Below are 19,122 nucleotides of genomic sequence, written 5' to 3' on the forward strand. Positions count from 1 at the left end.
TGCCTCCTGCTATGCGGCGCGGCTGGTGGTCTGGAGTTCGCGGGCTGGAAGGGCGGTCACGTTGCCGGAATCCGGCTGCATCCGGACCGGGACTTCGTGAAGCTCGGCGTAAGTCGTCAGCTGGGCGAGGGCATCGGCATCAATCGTCGCTTGGGACAGATCCATTTCGACACCGAGGCCGCCGCCGAGGCTCTTGGTGCGTTGAACCACCGGGTAGAGCCCTTGGAGGCTCGAGGTGGTTACTCGACCGGTTGCTGCGATCTGGATCTGTTCGCCGTCAACGTCGACGCGAACAACTACGGAGAGCTTGTCGCTGGCCAATGTAATGCCTTTCATCCTTGCTGCCACGCTGCAGCGTCCCCAGCGTATGCGTCGAGTGTGACCTGCGCAACATTACGACGGTGGAGCTGCCGCGGCCGCTGCTTCTCAATGCGGTAAGCGGATGCAAGCGAGCCCCAAAGTCAGCGCTCGGAGACGCCTAAACTGCCACCATCCCACTCGCTAGGAGGTGAGACGGGTGACCGTGTCGCGTTCGGGGCACCTTTCCTGTTGTACGTTCGCTATTACGGGTAGAGACCAAATCCTGTCGAGGGCTGTAGCGCCCACGGGGCGCGCCGGGCAAACTGCCCTCGAACGTCTGGTTCCATGGCCAGTCCGGGCCGTACAGGCCGGTCAGGGCATCGGAAACAGCGTTCCGCACGGTGACTTCGGCGAAATGCGCTGGCACCATCAAGGCTGCTGATGCCCGGGCATTCCAGCCATAAAGGTCCAACGCTCTTTCCCGCATTCATCAATCTGTTCCAGATGCGTGGGCACGGATGAACATACCCTCACAGAATCACCCCGCCAGCAACGAGGGAATCATCAAGTCCCCACTTCTGCGTCCCACCGGGCCACGGGTTGGACCGGCCGTGGAAACTTCGTTCTCGCCGGGGGATTTCGACGGGGAGGGCAACAGCGACATCCTTGCCCCAGGAGGCATAGCCGGCGAAGGGGGCGTGGACATCCACAGCCGTGATCGCGGCGGCTACCTCCACGAATACTCCACGGACGGTCAAGGGAACTGGAAGCAGCCCTCAGTGTGGAAACCCGGGTGGGCAGTCATGTCCGAAATCAGCGGGGGAGGCAGCTACGAGCACAACCTGGACGTCGCGGTAAACGGAGGGCACCCCCGACTGGGCAACAACGTCATCGCCATCAACCAGGGCGGCGATCTCCTAAAATATGGCGGACGATTCGGCACCCAACAAATGGGCAACGGCTGGCATATCTTCATCTCACTTATTTAGCGCTCCCAAGAACCTTCCGTTTCTCCGCGAAAAGCCTGCGGTCAGCGAAACGCAAAGTGCCGCCGTCGTACTTCTTGAAAAAGTACGACGGCGGCACTCGCCGTATGTGGGTCGCTGACCGTTAGGCGGTCTGTCCAGCGTGTTGGCCTTCTGAGATCTCTTCCACAACCTTGCTGTTGAAGGCTGGGAGGTCGTCCGGGTTGCGGCTGGTGACCAAGCCCTGGTCCACCACCACTTCCTCGTCGGTCCAGTTGGCGCCAGCGTTCTTCAGGTCGGTCTGGAGCGTGTGATACGAGGTGAGGTTGCGGCCCTTGATCACGCCGGCCTCGATGAGAATCCAGGGTCCGTGGCAGATCGAGGCAACAGGCTTGTGCTGCTCAAAGAAGGCGCGCGTGAAGTTCTGTGCGTCCTTATCTACGCGGAGATGATCGGCGTTGACGACGCCACCCGGAAGAACCAGGGCGTCAAAGTCGGAAGCGTTGGCATCGGCTACCGCGAGGTCGACGTCGAAGGTGTCACCCTTTTCCACGCCATTGAAGCCTTGGAGCTTTCCCTTGGACGGGGCCACGAGAGTCGGCTCACCGCCGGCATCCTTGACCGCCTGCCATGGGCTGGTGAGTTCCACCTGCTCCACGCCGTCCGTCAGCAGGAATGCGACCTTCTTGCCTGTGATGTTGTGTTCTGACATTGTTCCTCCTCCATGGCGCGGCGGAGTGCTTTTTGAGCGTTTACCGCCGCTGTGAGAGTTGTTTGTCTGACCTGCTCAAGCCTAGGGAAAGAGCTTTTAGTAAGCAAGCTGACTATCCACAAGGGCTGCAAATGCGCGTTTGCTTAACTATCGAATATCGATAGAATCAGATTGTTGTTCGATAAAGGAGACTCCAGTGGGAAAGCTGACAATTCTCGCGTTACGGATAGTAATCGCGATGGTGCTGGCCGGTTCGTTGTTCGTGCAGGTGCGGATGGTCCCGTTGCTCTCGAACGATCTGTTTGAGGCCGGCGCCCCCGACGGCCCTCGTGTTGCCCTGCTGGCCATCGTGGTCCTGGGGATTCTGTGTGTCCAGGTGGTATCGGTCTGCGTGTGGCGATTGCTGACGATGGTGCGTCGCGGAACCGTGTTCTCCCACGGTGCGTTCCGGTTCGTGGACATCATCTTTGGTGCCATCGCGTTGGCGGCGGTGCTGGTGTTCGGCATCGCCGTGATTCTGGCGCCCGGCGAGACCGCACCAGGCATCGTGATGCTGATCTGCGGAGCAGCGTTGATGATCGGTGGCGTGGCGCTGGTTGTGTTGGTAATGCGTACACTGCTTGCCCAGGCTGTAGCGCGGGACGTCGAAGCAACACAACTCCGCTCCGAGCTTGATGAGGTGATCTGATGCCGATCATCGTGGATATTGACGTCATGCTGGCCAAGCGCAAAATGCCGGTTGGAGTGCTGGCCGAGAAAGTTGGGATCACGCCAGCCAACTTGGCTGTACTCAAGAACGGGCGAGCGAAGGCCGTGAGGTTTACTACGCTCGAAGCCCTGTGCGAGGTACTGGACTGCCAGCCAGGGGATCTACTGCGGTGGGAGACTGAGGATCGCTGGGATAGCGCAGACCCATCTGCCGACGAGCCTCGTCCAGCAGTTCCATCATCGCAACCGACTCCGCAGGAGTCATGAACGGGCTCTCAGTCAGCCCGGTCTGGAGGCACCGCGTCACCTCGCGCAGTTCGTAGCTGAATCCGTGCCCGGTCACCTCGAACTTTTCCGTCCGCGGCGTGCCGCTGCGTGGTTGGATGATGAGCTCGGCCGGGTTGAAAAGGGGAGCGGAGGATCGCAGCCAACCTTCCGTCCCTCCGACAGTCACCACGCTGGGGCACTCCGCGCCGATCGACGTGATGAGCTGCGCATGTGCTCCGCCTTCATAATCCAAGGCAAGGGAATTCTGCAGGTCAACACCCTCAGGAGTCAGGACCCCGCTGGCAAGCATGCTGCGGGGCTCACCGAAAACTCCGAGCGCCCATGTCAGCGGATAGACAGCGAGGTCCAGCAATGCTCCGCCGCCAGCAGCCGGATCCCAGATCCGGGACGCGGGATCGAATGCTGGCACGAAACCGAGGTCAGCTTGGAGCCAGCGCGGCTCCCCGATCTCCCCTGACCGCAAAATCTCGACGGCGCGGCAGAAGCTCGGCAGGAACCGGGTCCACACCGCCTCCATGAGGAAAAGCCCACGATCCCGGGCGAGATCGGACAGCTCGCGTGCCTGCAAGGCATCCATGGCGATGGGCTTTTCGCACAGGACGTGCTTTCCCGCGTTAAGCGCGGCAAACGCGACGGCGTGATGCTGAGCGTGCGGCGTGGCGATGTAGACGACGTCGACGGCGGGGTCGGCCAGCAGCCGCTCGTAGCCCGGCGTCTCTCCTGCATCCGAGTAGGCGGTGGCAAATCCGAACTTTTCAGCAAAGCTCCGGGCCGCAACCTCCGAGCGGGAACTGACAGCTTGCAGGATGGCGTCCTCGAGGAGCGCAAGATCCTGCACCACGCGCAGGGCTATGGATCCCGTGGCCACTACTCCCCAACGGATGGGGCGGCCTGTCGCGACGGAAGGAGCCGTGGTGCTGACGGGAGCAGGAAGCATGGAAGAGCCTTTCAAGGCATGGCGCTAAACGGAATCGCGGATGACGATCGAGGTTGGCATTCTGGTGACGCGTTCCGCTGGTTTGCCCTCGATCAGGTTCACCAGGGTCTCGGCCATCTTCTTGCCGAGTTCAACAATCGGGTGATGCACGGTGGTGAGGGCGGGGGTCACTGAGGTAGCGAAGGAATCGTCGTCAAAACCGACGACGGCGATGTCCTCCGGGATGCGCAGGCCCCGCCCTTGGATGGCGGTGTAGGCGCCGGCGGCCATTTGGTCGTTCGCCGCGAAAACAGCGTCAATGGGAACACCGCGATCCAGCAAACGGTGCATTGCTTTGGCGCCGGATGCCAAAGTGAAGTCGCCTTCCGCCATCAAGCCCTCCCCAAGACCCGCCTCCCGCACGGCAGTCCTCCACCCGGCGAGGCGGTCAATGCCCGGGGGCATGTCTTGGGGACCCGCAATCGTGGCAACGTTCTTTCGGCCGCTCTCGGTCAGAAGCCGGGTAACCTCGTAGGCGGCTTGCTCGTTGGCCACATCCACGTAGTAGCTCTCCTTGCCGCCTACTAAGGGGCGCCCGGCGAACACCATGGGAAGTGATCCCGAAAGGTGCGTCCAGGAGTTGTCACCGCTGTGGTGCGATACCACCAGGACGCCGTCCACGTTGCCTCCGAGCAGGAAGCTGCGGGTTTTTTCCGGCTTCGACTCAGAGGAGATCACCATGTTCAGCGTGTACTCGGTATCGGTCAGGAACAGGGCAATACCTTGGACCACCGATGCGAAGAAGGGGTCCGCAAAGACCTTGGATGTCGACTCCGGGACGATCAGTGTGACCGCATTCGCCCGGCGTTTGGCCAGGGAACGTGCGGCACGGTTTGGCGTGTAGTCGAGTGCAAGGATCGCTTTTCTCACGGACTGTGCCAGTTCCGGGTCAACACTAGGGCTGTCATTGACGACGCGGGACACGGTGGCCCTCGACACCCCGGCTAAGGCAGCCACCATCTCAAGGGTGGGTACCGGCCGGGGGCCGCTGGTGTCCTGCGTCATCGTCATCTCCGGAACGTAAGAAAAGTAAGCCTCTGAAGGCTACTTTAGGCGTTCACGGTAGCGGTCGCAGATGCCTTGGCTGCCTCGATAACGCGGGAGTAAGCGAGTCCGCTGTCCTTCACCGTCCGTTCAAAGGTGTCGTAGTCCACGCGAACAACCCCGAAGCGCTTGCCGTAACCCCAAGACCACTCGAAATTGTCCAGGAGCGACCAAACAAAGTAGCCGCGCACATCGGCACCTTGGTCGAGCGCCTCACCAACAGCTGTGATGTGATCGAGGACAAACTGGGTCCGCTCGGCGTCGTGGACTGCTCCGTCAGGACTGACGACGTCGTCGTACGCGGCGCCGTTTTCCGTGATGTACAGCGGCGGCAGCGTCGGGTACTCCTCGCCAAGGCGCACCAGGAGCTTCCGCAGTCCATCAGGGTTGACTTCCCAGTTCATGGCTGTGCGTGGCAGGCCGCGGCTCGGGAAGGCGATATCTTCCGAACCGATCCAGCACGACGACGTCGGGCGCGTTGCGCCGCCCGAGTGGCCGTCTCCGTGTTCAGCAGTGGGGTGTCCGCTGATGAGGTCATCGTGGTAGTGGTTGACGCCCAGGAAATCGATGGGTGCACCGATAATTTCCAGGTCGCCGGGCTTGATGACGTCCCGGATGCCGAACTGCCCAAGATCATTGAGGGTGTCCTCCGGGTAAGCTCCACGGAGGATTGGATCGAGGAAGATCCGGTTCTGCAGCGAGTCGAACCGGCGCGCCGCATCGAGGTCCATGGGATCGGAAGGATCCCGCGGAATGGAGTTGCTGAGATTCAGCGTGATCCCCAATTGCTGCGCGCCGCGACTCCGTAGCTCGTTGACCACCAGGCCGTGGGCCAGATGCTGGTGGTGGATCGCCGCTACGGCCGCGTCCGGTTCCTGCCGACCCGGAGCGTGCACGCCCGCCGCATAACCAAGGAGTGACGAGCAGAACGGTTCGTTAAATGTCGTCCAGTGCTGGACGCGATCCCCCAACGCCGAGTAGACATCGTTTGCGTAGTCGACGAAACGGTAGGCAGTATCGCGGTTGGCCCAGCCGCCCTCCTCCTCCAGCGCCTGCGGCAGGTCCCAGTGGTAGAGCGTCAACCAAGGAAGGATGCCGGCGTCGAGCAGTTCATCCACAAGGCGGGAGTAGAAGTCCAAGCCTTCGGCGTTCGCGGTGCGGCCACCGGGCCGGACGCGGGACCAGCTGGTGGAGAACCGGTAGGAATCCAGGCCCAGCTCCTTCATGATCCTGACATCCTGGGGCATTCGGTGGTAGTGCTGCACCGCGTCCTTTAACGTCTCTCCGTTGGCTATGGCACCCGGAACGCGGGCGAAAGCATCCCATACGGAATCCTCCTTGCCGCCTTCGTGGCTGGCGCCTTCCACCTGGGCTGCGGCGGTAGCCGAGCCCCAGATGAAGCCCTTGGGCCAAACCCTGTTAAAGGGGGTGGTCGCTGGGTGGTTTGTTGCTTCGAATGGCATTAGCCCTTCACTGCTCCTTGCATGATTCCGGATATAAGTTGGCGTCCCGCTATGACGAAGAGAGCCAACAGGGGAAGTGTTGCCATGACGGCACCGGCCAGGACGATTGAATAGTCCACGTAGCGGGCAGACTGCAGTTGGCTGAGCGCCGTCTGCAAGGTGGGGTTGCCGGCGTCGAGAACCAGCAGGGGCCACAGGAAATCAGTCCACGCCGTCATGAACGTGAACAGACCGAGGATTGCCATGGCCGGACGTGCGGCGGGGAGCGCCACGTGCCAGAAGGTGGAGATCATGGATGCGCCGTCCATGCGTGCCGACTCGATGAGCTCGTCCGGAATCACGTCCACCAGATACTGCCGCATGAAGAAGACACCAAACGCCGTGACAAGAGTAGGGATGACGACGGCGCCGATCTCACCTGTCCAGCCCAGCGTGCGCATCAGCATGAACAACGGGATGATGCCGAGCTGCGTCGGGATCGCCATAGTGGCGATCACTGCCACCATCAGCCAGTTGCGGCCGCGGAAGCGCAGTTTGGCGAACGCGTACCCGGCCAGGGTGGAGAATCCCACCACCGAGACGGTGATGATGCCCGAGATCAGGACGCTGTTGCCGAGCGCGAGCCAGAACGGGATGGTGTCGAAGACTTCGCCAACGTTGGTCCAGAAGTTGCCGCCCGGGAGCAGCGGCGGCCAGGTTTCCCCGAGGGCTTCGTTGGAGCGGCTGCCGATGATCACGGACCACCAGAGCGGGTAGGCCGATGCCAGGAAGAACGCGAGCAGCAACCCATACGTGAGGAACCCGGGACGTCGGCCGTTGCCAAAGAGTGCCTTCCGTGTGGCCAGGGATCGTGAGGTTCGCTGCAGGGCCGGTGTTTGTGGCCGGTTTTGCGTGAGGGTCATTGCCCGCTCCTCGGGGTTGGTTCTGTTGCGTTGGCCGGTTCTGCCGCTGCCGCCTGGGCCGGAAGGCCGGCGTCGTCCGCTTTTACGTTCGCGGCGGAAGAACGCTTACGACGGCGGCGGCTGGCAGCGCCGCGATCGTCGCCATTTGTGGCGATACGGCGTGAGATCAACCAGTTCACGATGCCGAAGAGCAGGATGATCAGGAACAGGAGCCAGGCGATGGTGGAGGCCTTGCCGAAGTTCTGCCGCTGGAAGGCCATCTCCCACAGGTACAGAACGGTGGTCTGGAACTGCCGTGCCGTTCCGCCGGCAGCCACGGGATCGAACAGTCGGGGCTCTGTGAAGATCTGCAGCCCGCCGATGGTGGCCGTGACAATGACGAACACCATTGTGGGTCGAATGCTGGGCAGGGTGATGCTGAAGAAGCGGCGGACGGAGCCGGCGCCGTCGATTGCTGCAGACTCGTAGATATCGCGCGGTACTGACTGCATGGCGGCCAAAAGGATCAGCGCGTTGTAGCCGGTCCAACGCCAGTTCACCATGGTGGCGATGGCGATGTGGCTGGGAAGGGTGTCGTTTTTCCACATGATGGGATCGATGCCGAAGCTCGACAGGATGTTGTTGATGAGCCCGTACTGCTCCCCGAACATGTTGGTGAAGATCATGGCGACGGCGACGGGAGTGACGACGTAGGGGAGCAGGATGCTCATGCGCCAGAAGGTCTTGGCTCGCAGGTTCTGGTCCAGGACCGCGGCAATAATGGTGGCCATGATCAGCTGGGGGATGGTGGAAATCAGGAAGATGCTGACGGTGTTAAAGAGGGAGTTCCAGAAGAACCTGTCCTGCAGCACCTCAGCGAAGTTCTGGAATCCCACAAACTCTCCCTGGCCTTTGAGCAGGTGCCAGTCGAAGAGGGAGACGAAGAACGTGTAGCCCAGGGGAAAGAGGCCCACCAAGGCGAACAGGATGAAGAACGGGGCGATGTAGAGGTAGGGGGACGCCTTCATATCGAAGACGTTCAGGCGTTGACGGAACGTCGGTTTCGGTTTGTTGGCGGCCGATCTGCTGGCTGCCGGGCGGTTCAATGTGGTGGTCATGGACGGGTCTCAGACTCTGTGAGGGGGCCTCCGGTTATCCCGGAGGCCCCACGGCCGGGTTCTGCTAGTTGTTGACCACGAGGTCGTTGAGGAGCTTGACGGCTTCATTCCAGGCCTCATCGGCCGTACCCTTGCCCGAATCGAGCATCTTGAGGGCGGGACCGAAGACGTTCTCCTGGATCACAGAGTCATCCGGACCCTTGAACTGGGCGATGACACCCTCGGCGCGGGACTCAAAGATTGCGCCATACGGGGCATTGTTGAACAGTTCGTTCGGCTTTGCTGCCTCGACGATCTTTGCCTGGGCTTCGAGGGTGCTGGGGAAGTTGTTCGCTGCAGCGGACTGCTTGATCTGCTGCTCAGGTGCGGTCAGCCAGGCTGCCAGCTTTGCTGCTTCAGCCGGGTGCTTGGAGCTCTTGGGAACCGAGAGGAAAGCACCGCCCCAGTTGGAGGCACCGCCCGGGAACACGTCAGCTACATCCCAGCCGCTTGCCGCCCCGCCGCCTGCGGACTCGAGCTGGCCCTTGATGGTGCCGAGCATCCAAGCCGGGCATACGTGCGTTGCGAAGGAACCATCCACGAAGGCCTTGCCGTTACCCCAGTCGAACTGGGTCTGGTTGGAGGACAGGCCATCGGCAGTGCCGGCAGCGAGCATGTCGAACTTTGCCCGCATCTCCTTGTTGCCCTCAACGTTCAGCTTGCCGTCTTTGGTGTAGTAGCCCTCGTCCATCTGGTTGACCATGGAGTTCCAGACGAATCCGGACTGGTCATACCAGGCCTTGCCGGTGGCCGCTTTGTACTGGCGGCCGAGCTTGAAGTACGTATCCCAGCTTGCGTCCTTGCCGCCGAAGAGTTCGGCCACCTTTTCGCGGTCGCTCGGCAGGCCGGCAGCTTCGAAGAGCTTGCCGTTGAAGCACAATGCCTGCGGTCCGATGTCCGTGCCATAGCCTATGACGCGGCCATCGGGATCGGTTCCTTGCTTGAACTTCCAGTCCACCCAGTTGCCCTTGATGTCCTCGGCGCCGTGCTCCTTGAGGTCCACGAACTGGTCCGAAACCTCCATGATGGAGCCGAGCCAGCCTTCCTCGATGGCCGTGACGTCGCTAAGTCCGGAGCCTGCGGCGAGCTTGGTGAACGCATCTGTCCGGGCGTTTGAACCACGGTCAATGTTGGTCGCCTCGATGGTGACGCCGGGGTTCTGCTTCTCATATTCGGCGTACAGGTCGTCGTATCCGAAGGTGCCGAAGGTGGTCACAGTCAGTGTGACGGGGTTGTCGGCGCTCGCCGCTTTGTCGCCTCCGCCGCTGCAGCCTGCCGCCACGAGGGCAAGAGAGGCTACGCCGGCGAGGGCAGTGAATTTCCTTAGTCGCGAAAACTCCACGATCACTCCTTTGTGTGTTCGAGCGACCGTACGCCTAGGGCGAGAGAGCGCTCTCTGGGATGTGGGACCAATGTATGTGCTGCAAGTCACGTGCGTCAAGAGAGCGCTCTCTCAACAAGGCTGATGTGTCCGAAAAAGACGGTCTAACTGCGCCGCGATGCTAGCGTTCGGAAGTGCATTCTGTTGAGTACGGGGCGGGGACCCCGATCCTGATCATTCATGGCTTTTGCGTCGATCATCGTCTGTTGTTGGGGCTCGACCCAGTGCTTGCTGAGCGTGGTGATTGGCTGCGGATCTACCTTGACCTGCCGGGAATGGGGCAGTCTCCGGCCGGACCGGATATCGACAGCGCTGACGCCGTTGCTGATGCGGTTTCTTCCTTCGTTCGAGACAAACTCGGGGCTCACAAGTTCGCAGTTTTGGGCAATTCCTTTGGAGGGATGCTGGCACGTCAGCTTGTCGCCGAATTTGGGGATCAGGTTTTGGGCCTGGCGTTGATTTGCCCCGTCGCTGTCGCGGACCAAGGGGCGCGGGTCCTGCCCGCTAAGGCTGTCCTGCGGGCGGATCCAGCGCTGATGGCGTCCCTGACTCCGGAAGATGCGTCCGACTATGGGGAAATGGCCGTTGTCCAATCTCAAGAGAATTGGTTACGGTTCCGCGAAGCCACTTTGCCGGGTTTGAGGGCGTTTGATCCGGTTGCCACTACGCGGATCTCCAACAACTACGCGCTCACTGCTGAGCCGGAAACTCGATTTGAGACCTATCAAGGACCCACTTTGATAGTGGCAGGACGACAGGACCATGTGGTCGGGTATCAGGATCAGGTGGCCCTGGCTGGCAGCTATCCGCAGGCCACGGTTGCCGTCCTTGACCGTGCCGGCCACAACGCACACTTGGATCAACCGGAGCTAACTGCGGCGCTCCTTGGCGAGTGGTTGGAGCGGGTCCGCACTTCGACGTCGACCGATGGCCGTCCCCGGGTGAGACCCTAAAGATGCGCTGGAGCGGCGCGCGGCGTTCTTGGCGGAAGTGGGAGTGTGACTTTGGATAGTAGGCTGGGCTGAACCACGTGGGGGCGCCGGTTCCTCTCGAACGTCGAAGGAATCGTCGAATGAAATTCTCCATTTCCAGCCGCTCAGGTCTCCCGAAAAGTCCAGCCCAACCGCCGGCACGGGGGTTTATCGGCGCTAAAGCGGCCGCTGTCCTGCTCGCCACCATGCTTCTCGCCGCGTCTGGTGCAACGGCGGCCAACGCCTCCGAAGAATCGCCCGCAGCCCAAAACGACCACGCCATGGGATCGACCATTCGTGGTCATGAAAGTGCAGGCCAATTGTTCTCCATTCAGGCCACAGAGTCGGCTTTTGCAATGCCGGGCGTACCCGGAATGGACGTCAGTAGCCACCAAGGGGTGGTGGACTGGGCCAAGGCTGCAGCAAACGGGGCCAAGTTCGCGTACGTCAAAGCCAGCGAGGGGACCGAATACAGCAACCCATACTTCGCTGACCAATACGCCGGAGCTGCTTCAGCCGGGATGCTGCGCGGCGCCTACCATTTCGCGCTTCCCAACGCGTCTTCCGGTGCCGCTCAAGCCAGCTACTTCCTCCAGAGCGGTGCAGCCTGGACACCGGATGGAAAAACACTGCCTGCCCTGCTGGACCTCGAATACAACCCCTACGGCAGCACTTGCTACGGAATGACCCCTGGAGAGATGGTGTCGTGGGTCTCCGATTTCGCCACCACCATCCTGTCGCGAACCGGCCGCCTTCCTGCCATCTACACCACCACCGACTGGTGGAATACCTGCACGGGTAAGGCCAATGGCTTCGGGAACCACCCTCTGCACATCGCCAGGTGGGAGTCGACACCCGGGGCGCTGCCAGCTGGTTGGAATGCCCACACCTTGTGGCAGTACGCCGATTCCGGCGTGTTCCCGGGTGATCAGAATGTCTTCAACGGTACCGTCGGGCAGTTGACGGCCTTCGCGAGCAACCCAGGCCCCATTTTCTCCGACATATCCGGCGGGCAGTTCACCGCCGAAGTCAATTGGCTCGGGTCCCGTGGCATTTCAACAGGATGGACCGAGGCCAACGGAGCCAGGAACTACCGACCCTTGGCCCCCGTAGCCCGTGACGCTATGGCCGCCTTCATGTACCGGCTGGCAGGCTCACCTGCCTTCACAGCCCCCGCCAAGTCGCCCTTTACGGACGTAGCCACGACCAACCCGTTCTACAAACAGATCACCTGGCTTGCCAGCAAGGGCATCAGTACTGGGTGGATCGAGGCCAATGGGACCAAAACCTACAGGCCCTTTGAGCCGGTGGCCCGTGACGCCATGGCCGCATTTATGTACAGGCTGGCCGGTTCGCCGGAGTTCAACGCCCCCGCGGAGTCGCCGTTTACGGACGTTGCCACGACCAACCCGTTCTACAAACAGATCACGTGGCTCGCGAGCAGCGGCATCAGTTCCGGATGGACTGAGGCGGATGGGACCAAGACGTACAGGCCCTTTGAGCCGGTGGCCCGCGATGCCATGGCCGCGTTTATGAACCGTTTCGACACCAAGTTCGGGGACCAGTAAAGGGATGCTCCCGGCCTAACGCCGCATCAGAATTGCCCGGAAGGAACCCCTACTTCCCCTTCTTCCTGTCCCTCTTGGCCGCAGCGTTCATCGCCGACTTCACCGCAGGAGGCAGGCCCGCCGTCTCGGTTTCCGGCTCGGCGACGGTCCCGCGCCAACGAGCCAGCCCCTTCATGCCGTGGTAGATCACCAGTGCAGCGGCTGACCCCAGGGCAATGCCAGTGAACTTCAGCTCGCCGATGGTCCACGTGTAGTCCGCGATGCCAATAATCAGGGCTACGGCAGCCGTGGTCAGGTTGATCGGGTTGGAGAAGTTGACCTTGTTCTGGACCCAGATCTTCACACCGAGCACGCCAATCATGCCGTACAGCATCGTCGCGGCGCCGCCCAGGACGCCGGCCGGGACCGTGGCAATCAGTTCGCCGAATTTCGGGGAGAAGCTCAGCAGGATGGCGAAGATACCAGCCACCCAGTAGGCCGCCGTCGAGTAGACCTTGGTAGCGGCCATGACGCCGATGTTCTCCGCGTACGTCGTGGTACCGGAACCGCCGCCGAAACCGGCAAGTACAGTGGCGGCGCCGTCGGCCATCAGCGCGCGGCCGGAGACGCCGTCGAGGTTTTGGCCGGTCATCGCGGCCACCGACTTAACATGCCCCACGTTTTCAGCCACGAGCACCAGCACCACGGGGACGAACAGCCCCACCACGCCAAGGTGGAATTCGGGCGTCTGGAACAGCGGCAGGCCAACCCATGCGGCGGCGTCCATCTTTTCGTAGGACACCTCACCGCGCATCATGGCCACGAGATACCCGACCACAACGCCCACCAGAATGCTCAGGCGCCCCAGGATTCCGCGGAATAGGACACTGACCAGGATGAGCGTCACCAGCGTGATCAGCGCGGTGACGGGAGCGGCGTCGAAGTTTGCCTTCGCGGCTGGCGCGAGGTTCAGGCCGATCAGCGCCACGATCGCGCCGGTCACGATCGGTGGCATGAGCCGGTTGATCCATTCGGCTCCAAACTTCTGGACGATCGCACCAATAAGCGCCAGTACGACGCCGGCAAGCACCACGCCGCCCAAGGCGCCACTGACGCCGTACTGCTGCTGCGACGCCATGATCGGGGCGATGAACGCGAAGCTCGAACCAAGGTAGCTGGGCACCCGGCCCTTGGTGATCACCAGGAAGAGCAGGGTGCCGATACCGGAGAACAGCAGGGTGGTAGCTGGCGGCATGCCGGTGATGATGGGGACCAGGAAGGTGGCGCCGAACATGGCAACTACGTGCTGCATGCCAATGCCGATGGTCAACGGCCACGCGAGCCGCTCGTCGGGAGCCACCACGTGGCCTGGGCGAATGGACTTGCCGTTGCCGTGGAGCTTCCATTTGATGCCGAGCATGCTCATGGCGGGGCCTTCCTCAGAAGAGTATTGGGATTCGGTGCAACATTACCGCCAAATGCCCACCCATATGAGGCGACAAACGCCGTCTTTAGCGAGGAACCAGCCTGAACAGGAACTTGGTTTTCACCATCACCCAAAGTATGGCGAGCAAGGCTATGTACACGGCGGTGTTCAGCCAGAGGTTCCCGTCCCGCAGGGCAGGGATGTTGGCGATGGCCACAATGAAGAACACGTGCATGATGAACACGTACAGCGTTGCTTGGCCCAGGGGTATGAAGAACCAGCCAACGGCGCGTGACAGCGGCTTCCAAAAAGCACTTAGCAATGCATACAAGGCGATGGTGATGAGGAAGACGTTGAGCACCCTTCCCGGCCCAAGATAAGTCCTGCTGAAGAAGGTGTCGTAGACGTACCTAAACGTCGTTTCGGGGATAAGCGCGAGCCGGAAGTCCAGTTGGTTGGTCATATAAGGGCCGCTCCAGGAGAAAACGGCACAGGCTACTGCCAGGAAAATGCACACCCCAAGCAGCAGGCGCCGACGGGGATCGGAAAACCACTGGATGATCTGATGTCGATAGAACCCGGCGGTCATTCCCACAACGAACAGGAGCTGCCACACGAGAAGCGGGAATGAATCCTCGAACTGCGAAGGCAGCAGGCGGAAACGGAAGATCGACCCTGCGACGTAGAGGCCGACGCTGAGCGTGAGGACCAGCCAGGTAAACCCGCGGGAAAGCGCAACGAGGATTAGCGGGCTGATGAGCAACAGAACCACGTAGAGGCCCATGATGTTGAACTGCCACGGCCCAACCTGCAGCAACAGGAGCGCCGGGATGAGCCCTTGCGGGACGGGGAACTGCAGCAACCCCTCCATTCCGGCGTAGAGGTCGTAGGTGGTGCCCGCAGCTGCCCTTCCTGCCCCACCCGTTCCCTGATCCGTGAAGGTGGTGACCGCTGCGGCGTTGATGAAGGGGAGCAGGCTCAACCCGTACACGATCAGGACCACGGCAAGGGCTGTGAAATACAACTTCCAGGCGCGCTTGGTGGTTCCATCCACCACGTCACCGAGTTCTGTTGCAATCCGCGGCCCGTAGACCATGCCTAAAACCACTCCGGAGAGCATGACGAACAGCTCCGCTCCGGAAACTACTCCGAGGGTCTCTTGGCTCAGCAGTTGGAATACGGAGTTGATGCCCACATGGTTTACCACCACAAATACGATCGCCAGGCCGCGGAGCATGTCGATACGTGCATCACGCTTACCCGTGCCCGTGTAGGACCATTTGTTCGCAAAAGCCCGGGAGGACAACAGCCACAAAGCCGCAACAGCTACCAGCACTGACCCGGCGGAAACCCACGCGGCCCAGCCCTGGATGACTGTGCCTGCCTTCGGCTGCGGTGCCTCGACACCAGGCACGTTCTCCAAGCCCCGCTCAGTGACGGGTCCAATGGTGAGGCCTGAGGTGTCCAATGATGTTCGGAAGGGGTTGGCAAGTGAGGGCTCGGCTGCGGCCCTCCAATCAATGGGCACCCGGCCCGGTTCGCGCACATCCGTGGTTTCGTTCCAGACCACTGCCCGGACGGACCCATTCCCGGGCTCCGCAACAGAGGCGAAAACCTGGTGCCACCACGTTTCCTTAACATCGAGCTCAGCAGCGCCACCGGCCCCGGGCGAGTAGAAAGCTCCGGTTTCAACCAAGAGGGGCTTGGTGCGGGCTTGGACGTAGGTGCTGTAGAAATTATCGGTTCCACCCTCGCCGCTGGAGCTTCCGCCGTTGGACGCATGGAGGGCGTCATTGAACTCGCCCGCCACTGGCAGGGTATTGCTTGCCACGCCGGCGCCCGTTGTGTCGTGGTAAACGGACAGGCCTACCCAGTCCACCACGTCATCACCCGGATAGTACGGTTCAAATGCGGAATCGTCCTGGTCCCAAACGCCGTTCCCGCTGGTGTCCAGAGATCCCAGGGGAACGCCCTTGGGAGGTGTGGAGGTGGCGACTTGGAAGGGATAGTCCTTTTCTGCTGTCGGAGACCACACCATCACGGGATCCGGCAGGCTGGCCCTGAGCGCTGCAGCGACCTTGTCGAACGCAGCCCGGTAAGCTTCCGGCTCTTGTCCCCAGCTGACCCACGGCGCGTTCATTTCCGGTGCGAAGCGGACGAAGACCTTCCCCCGGAAGCCGGCCGCCGCCGTCGTGATTTGACTCGCAAAAGTGGCCGCAACGTCCTCGTTGATGTCGTTCAGGTTGATCGCGGGGCGGACCGTGAGCAGCGCGTGCGAGCCTTGGTCGGCGATTTGGGAGAAGTAGCCCTTCAGGTATTCGCGGCCGCCTTCGTCCACGGGCATGGACACGTTCTGACCATAGAGCGCCGCGGGCGCCCCGAGCCGCTGGGCGTAGTCTGCTGCCGAATCCTTGTCCCAGTCCAACAAGGCACCGAAGAACCGCGTTCCGGGATCCTCGACGCTGGGCTGTTGAACTGAGCCCCAGGCCTGTGCGGTCGGCATCAGGAACATCACCAGAAGCATGGCAAGAACAGCCAGCGCCCGCTGACGGGCCGCTAGGGGAAAGGTAGGCATCAGGCCCCTTCTGGTGTCGTCATTCCCACGGCCGGACGTCCCCAAAGCGGCGGCAGCGCGTATGCATGATGCTACCGACTTTCGTGCTGTGCCTAACGTCACGGGCCGTCATGGGAAGAAGACAACGGAAGTTGAAGTTGCAACCATGGAAAGCAGAAGTGCCCGGCCTGCTCCCGGGCCAGGCCCAGCGAAAGGTTCAAGAAATGACGATCGCCCACGAAGAAGCAGTCATTGACGCCGCAGCAGTCGACGCCATTTTTGCCGAAGCCCGTACCGCCAACAGCTTCGCCGGTGAGGTCACCGACGAGCAAGCCCGCGCCATCTACGAGCTCACCAAATTCGGCCCCACTGCCTTCAACTCCCAGCCGCTCCGCGTGACCTACGTCCGCTCGGACGAGGCCCGCGCCAAGCTCGTCGACGCCCTCTCCAACGGCAACAAGGCCAAGACCGCCTCCGCTCCGCTGGTCGCCATCCTGTCCTACGACACGGACTGGCAGGGTCAGTGGGACAAGTTCCTCCCCGCCTACGGCGCGCCCAAGGCCATGTACGACGCCGACCCGGCGTTCGCCGCTGCTACTGGCAACAACAACGCTCATTTGCAGGCCGGCTACTTTATCCTCGCCGTGCGCTCGCTCGGTTTCGCCGCCGGCCCCATGACGGGTGCCGACTTCTCCGCCATCGACGCCGAGTTCTTCCCGGCCGGCGACCAGAAGAGCTTCCTCGTGGTCAACATCGGCCAGCCGGGCCCGGACGCCTGGGGCGAAGCCAAGCCGAAGTTCGCTTACGACGACGTTGTACGCACCGTCTAAGTGTTCCGCAGCAGAAACGCCCGCTCACGTTCCAGTGAGCGGGCGTTTTGCGTTTGTGGCGTCCCGATTACCCGTCGCTCTCTCATTTCCCTCGGGCTTACGGGCGACCCTCTCTCATATCCCTCGGGCTTGAGCCCAACGCTCTCTCACGTCCGCCCGGGTTACGGCCGACGCTCTCTCACGTCCCTCGGGCTTGGGGTCAATGGGGGTGGGCCGTGAGTAAGGGATCAAGAATTGGGCCAGATGGAGCCGGCGGCATCTTTATCCAATGATTTGACTAAAGATGTCTCCTCTTTTAGCGTTCGACATGATGCCTCATGCGCGGGGCTAGCGCCTTGATTCCCAATGAGAGCAGAGTAGAGACAGTTGAAAGACAAGCAGAGGGCCGGCTATGACGGTCCAAAGATAAGTGTTCAAAATAGGGGAGAGGGTAGCTTCCAGGGCAACACCATCTCTGATCAGTCTGGTGTTCGCACCGCCGGAGATCACAGCCCGGTCGTGGCGGGCGACTTGATTATTACTTATGGGGCGGCCGAGGACGGCAAGAATACCCCGGTCGAATTGCGAAAAAGTCGCGCTAGCTGGGTTACTTCTGATCGTGCCAAATGGTTGGCCTTAGCGGCGACGGTCGTTAGTGCCGCCATGAGCGTATGGACAATTTGGGGTCCCGTTAACTGGAGAGCCTTCGCATCCGTTGCGGATATTCCGTCCTTTCTGCGTGCTCTGGCTGAAACTTGGGCTGGGGGCTTATCATTGATCCTTTTGACAGTAATTTCCATCATCATTTCGGTTAAAAGCTGGAGATTCTTTACCGCCCGGTCTCGGCCCACATATTACCGCCGAAAGTCTTGGCGTCGCGCCCTGATTCCATCTAAAGGTAAGCCCGGCAGCTTTTACCGGGCTAAGCCGGTCGCAGAGTGCATTCCTTGCCGTGAGGACAATCGCCCCGGAGTCAATGCGAAACTTTTCGGTGCCAAGGCTAACCGTGACGGGATCATCCAGTTTCGATGCAAGAACGGACATACTGGCGAATTTCGCGGCCGGTCAGTTTTCGGCCCCTAATAGTTGTGATTGATTGCAGTGATCCGAGAATTGTGCAGAGCCACGCGGTCCTATTGCAGACTCGCTTTGAGCTCGGATGTCGATTCGTTGACTGCTCCGGCTGCGTAAGCCCAAGGTATGGCGCCCTCTACTATCAAGCTCATCGGTCCCGGACGCAGGTTCTTCAGCCTAGCCCGGGCTTGGGAGGTGAAAGATGGTTGGCCGGAAGGGCTTCGGAGGTGAGAGAGCGACCCGCTCAAGCCCATGGGATGTGAGAGAGCGATCCGCTCAAGCCCGCGGGAGGTGAGAGATGGTTCGGGATTTAGGGTCGGGATGTGAGAGATGGTTTGTCCGGCGTGGTGGCAAACTATGCCTATGCGGAACCTCATCTGGGTGGCGTTCACGGAGCCCGTCTCGCCGGGGCTGGTTTTTCCGCGCAGCGACTGGCCGCTTCACATCACGCTGTTAAGGTTCGACGTCGGCTCTGACGTGAGTGCCGACGTCGCCGGTGTCCTTGCAGCCTTGGCCGAAGCGCCCATCAAGGGCGCGCTTGGCACGCGGCTGAGAGTGGGTGGAGAAGCGGGTTTCGGGCATATGGGGTCCATTCCGGTGAGCCTGATCGAGCACAATCCGCTCCTTCAGGGCCTTCATGAGGAGATTGTCGAGGCAGCAAACACCGTAGGCGGGCGCATTGCCACTCCCAACTACGTCTTGGAACGGTATCGGCCGCACATCTCGCATCACGACGGCAAGCGTCCCAAGCCCGGAGACGTCGTCGTGCTTGACCAAGTAGCCCTGGTGGACATGGCCCCGGAAGGCGACCACGCCATCCGCCGCATCCTCAGGCTCTGGACGCAGGACGCCCAGAGCCACTGAGG

The 19,122-nt window shown here is 61.4% G+C and carries 17 protein-coding genes and 1 pseudogene; 8 read left to right on the forward strand and 10 right to left on the reverse strand.

Annotated elements, in window-relative coordinates:
- Positions 1-9 precede the first annotated feature (9 nt).
- A complete protein-coding gene (locus KCX59_RS00375; protein WP_179018058.1) occupies positions 10-336 on the reverse strand; it encodes a hypothetical protein in 327 nt (108 codons plus the stop codon).
- Between the two features lie 575 nt (positions 337-911).
- On the opposite strand from KCX59_RS00375, the gene KCX59_RS00380 reads away from it, so the two are divergent.
- Positions 912-1,289 carry a hypothetical protein gene (locus tag KCX59_RS00380; RefSeq protein WP_179018059.1) on the forward strand — a complete coding sequence of 126 codons (378 nt, stop codon included), beginning with the start codon at positions 912-914 and terminating at the stop codon, positions 1,287-1,289.
- 121 nt (positions 1,290-1,410) lie between these two features.
- Here KCX59_RS00380 and KCX59_RS00385 read toward each other — a convergent pair whose 3' ends face one another.
- Complete coding sequence (locus KCX59_RS00385) at positions 1,411-1,977, reverse strand: type 1 glutamine amidotransferase domain-containing protein (protein WP_179018060.1); 567 nt, start codon at positions 1,975-1,977, stop codon at positions 1,411-1,413.
- A gap of 196 nt (positions 1,978-2,173) precedes the next feature.
- Here KCX59_RS00385 and KCX59_RS00390 point away from each other — a divergent pair, with 196 nt between their 5' ends.
- Positions 2,174-2,665, forward strand: coding sequence for a DUF2975 domain-containing protein (locus KCX59_RS00390; protein WP_179018061.1), 492 nt, complete (start codon positions 2,174-2,176; stop codon positions 2,663-2,665).
- Complete coding sequence (locus tag KCX59_RS00395) at positions 2,665-2,952, forward strand: helix-turn-helix domain-containing protein (protein WP_178994743.1); 288 nt, start codon at positions 2,665-2,667, stop codon at positions 2,950-2,952. Before KCX59_RS00390 ends, KCX59_RS00395 begins: the two co-directional genes overlap by 1 nt.
- A 214-nt stretch (positions 2,953-3,166) precedes the next feature.
- On the opposite strand, the pseudogene KCX59_RS00400 reads toward KCX59_RS00395, so the two are convergent.
- From KCX59_RS00400 to KCX59_RS00425, 6 genes and pseudogenes are all read right to left on the reverse strand, one after another.
- A pseudogene (locus KCX59_RS00400) lies at positions 3,167-3,910 on the reverse strand (Gfo/Idh/MocA family protein); the annotation flags it as partial.
- 24 nt (positions 3,911-3,934) lie between these two features.
- Positions 3,935-4,954 carry a LacI family DNA-binding transcriptional regulator gene (locus KCX59_RS00405; RefSeq protein WP_179018109.1) on the reverse strand — a complete coding sequence of 340 codons (1,020 nt, stop codon included), beginning with the start codon at positions 4,952-4,954 and terminating at the stop codon, positions 3,935-3,937.
- Between the two features lie 44 nt (positions 4,955-4,998).
- Positions 4,999-6,456, reverse strand: coding sequence for a GH1 family beta-glucosidase (locus KCX59_RS00410; protein WP_179018062.1), 1,458 nt, complete (start codon positions 6,454-6,456; stop codon positions 4,999-5,001).
- Positions 6,456-7,358, reverse strand: a complete 903-nt coding sequence (locus KCX59_RS00415; protein ID WP_179018063.1) for a carbohydrate ABC transporter permease — start codon at positions 7,356-7,358, stop codon at positions 6,456-6,458. Before KCX59_RS00415 ends, KCX59_RS00410 begins: the two co-directional genes overlap by 1 nt.
- Positions 7,355-8,455 carry a carbohydrate ABC transporter permease gene (locus KCX59_RS00420; RefSeq protein ID WP_179018064.1) on the reverse strand — a complete coding sequence of 367 codons (1,101 nt, stop codon included), beginning with the start codon at positions 8,453-8,455 and terminating at the stop codon, positions 7,355-7,357. Before KCX59_RS00420 ends, KCX59_RS00415 begins: the two co-directional genes overlap by 4 nt.
- Before the next feature lie 64 nt (positions 8,456-8,519).
- On the reverse strand, positions 8,520-9,836 hold the full coding sequence (locus KCX59_RS00425) for an ABC transporter substrate-binding protein (protein WP_179018065.1): 1,317 nt from the start codon (positions 9,834-9,836) through the stop codon (positions 8,520-8,522).
- A 173-nt stretch (positions 9,837-10,009) separates the two neighbouring features.
- Here KCX59_RS00425 and KCX59_RS00430 point away from each other — a divergent pair, with 173 nt between their 5' ends.
- Both KCX59_RS00430 and KCX59_RS00435 read left to right on the forward strand, forming a co-directional pair.
- Entirely contained in the window at positions 10,010-10,828 is an 819-nt protein-coding gene (locus KCX59_RS00430; protein WP_179018066.1) for an alpha/beta fold hydrolase, read from the forward strand.
- Between the two features lie 119 nt (positions 10,829-10,947).
- Positions 10,948-12,414, forward strand: coding sequence for a GH25 family lysozyme (locus tag KCX59_RS00435; protein WP_179018067.1), 1,467 nt, complete (start codon positions 10,948-10,950; stop codon positions 12,412-12,414).
- A 49-nt stretch (positions 12,415-12,463) separates the two neighbouring features.
- Here KCX59_RS00435 and KCX59_RS00440 read toward each other — a convergent pair whose 3' ends face one another.
- Both KCX59_RS00440 and opgC read right to left on the reverse strand, forming a co-directional pair.
- Positions 12,464-13,819: a uracil-xanthine permease family protein gene (locus tag KCX59_RS00440; protein WP_179018068.1), complete on the reverse strand. Its 1,356-nt coding sequence runs from the start codon at positions 13,817-13,819 to the stop codon at positions 12,464-12,466.
- A gap of 85 nt (positions 13,820-13,904) precedes the next feature.
- Positions 13,905-16,394, reverse strand: coding sequence for an OpgC domain-containing protein (gene opgC / locus KCX59_RS00445; protein ID WP_179018069.1), 2,490 nt, complete (start codon positions 16,392-16,394; stop codon positions 13,905-13,907).
- Between the two features lie 203 nt (positions 16,395-16,597).
- On the opposite strand from opgC, the gene KCX59_RS00450 reads away from it, so the two are divergent.
- The 3 genes from KCX59_RS00450 (at position 16,598) to KCX59_RS00460 (ending at position 19,120) form a co-directional block, all read left to right on the forward strand.
- Positions 16,598-17,203, forward strand: coding sequence for a malonic semialdehyde reductase (locus KCX59_RS00450; RefSeq protein ID WP_178994753.1), 606 nt, complete (start codon positions 16,598-16,600; stop codon positions 17,201-17,203).
- A 366-nt stretch (positions 17,204-17,569) separates the two neighbouring features.
- Complete coding sequence (locus tag KCX59_RS00455; RefSeq protein WP_179018070.1) at positions 17,570-18,265, forward strand: hypothetical protein; 696 nt, start codon at positions 17,570-17,572, stop codon at positions 18,263-18,265.
- 354 nt (positions 18,266-18,619) lie between these two features.
- Complete coding sequence (locus KCX59_RS00460; RefSeq protein ID WP_178994754.1) at positions 18,620-19,120, forward strand: 2'-5' RNA ligase family protein; 501 nt, start codon at positions 18,620-18,622, stop codon at positions 19,118-19,120.
- Positions 19,121-19,122 lie beyond the last annotated feature (2 nt).

This window comes from Paenarthrobacter nitroguajacolicus, from assembly GCF_051027655.1.
In the GTDB taxonomy this organism is placed as follows: domain Bacteria; phylum Actinomycetota; class Actinomycetes; order Actinomycetales; family Micrococcaceae; genus Arthrobacter; species Arthrobacter nitroguajacolicus.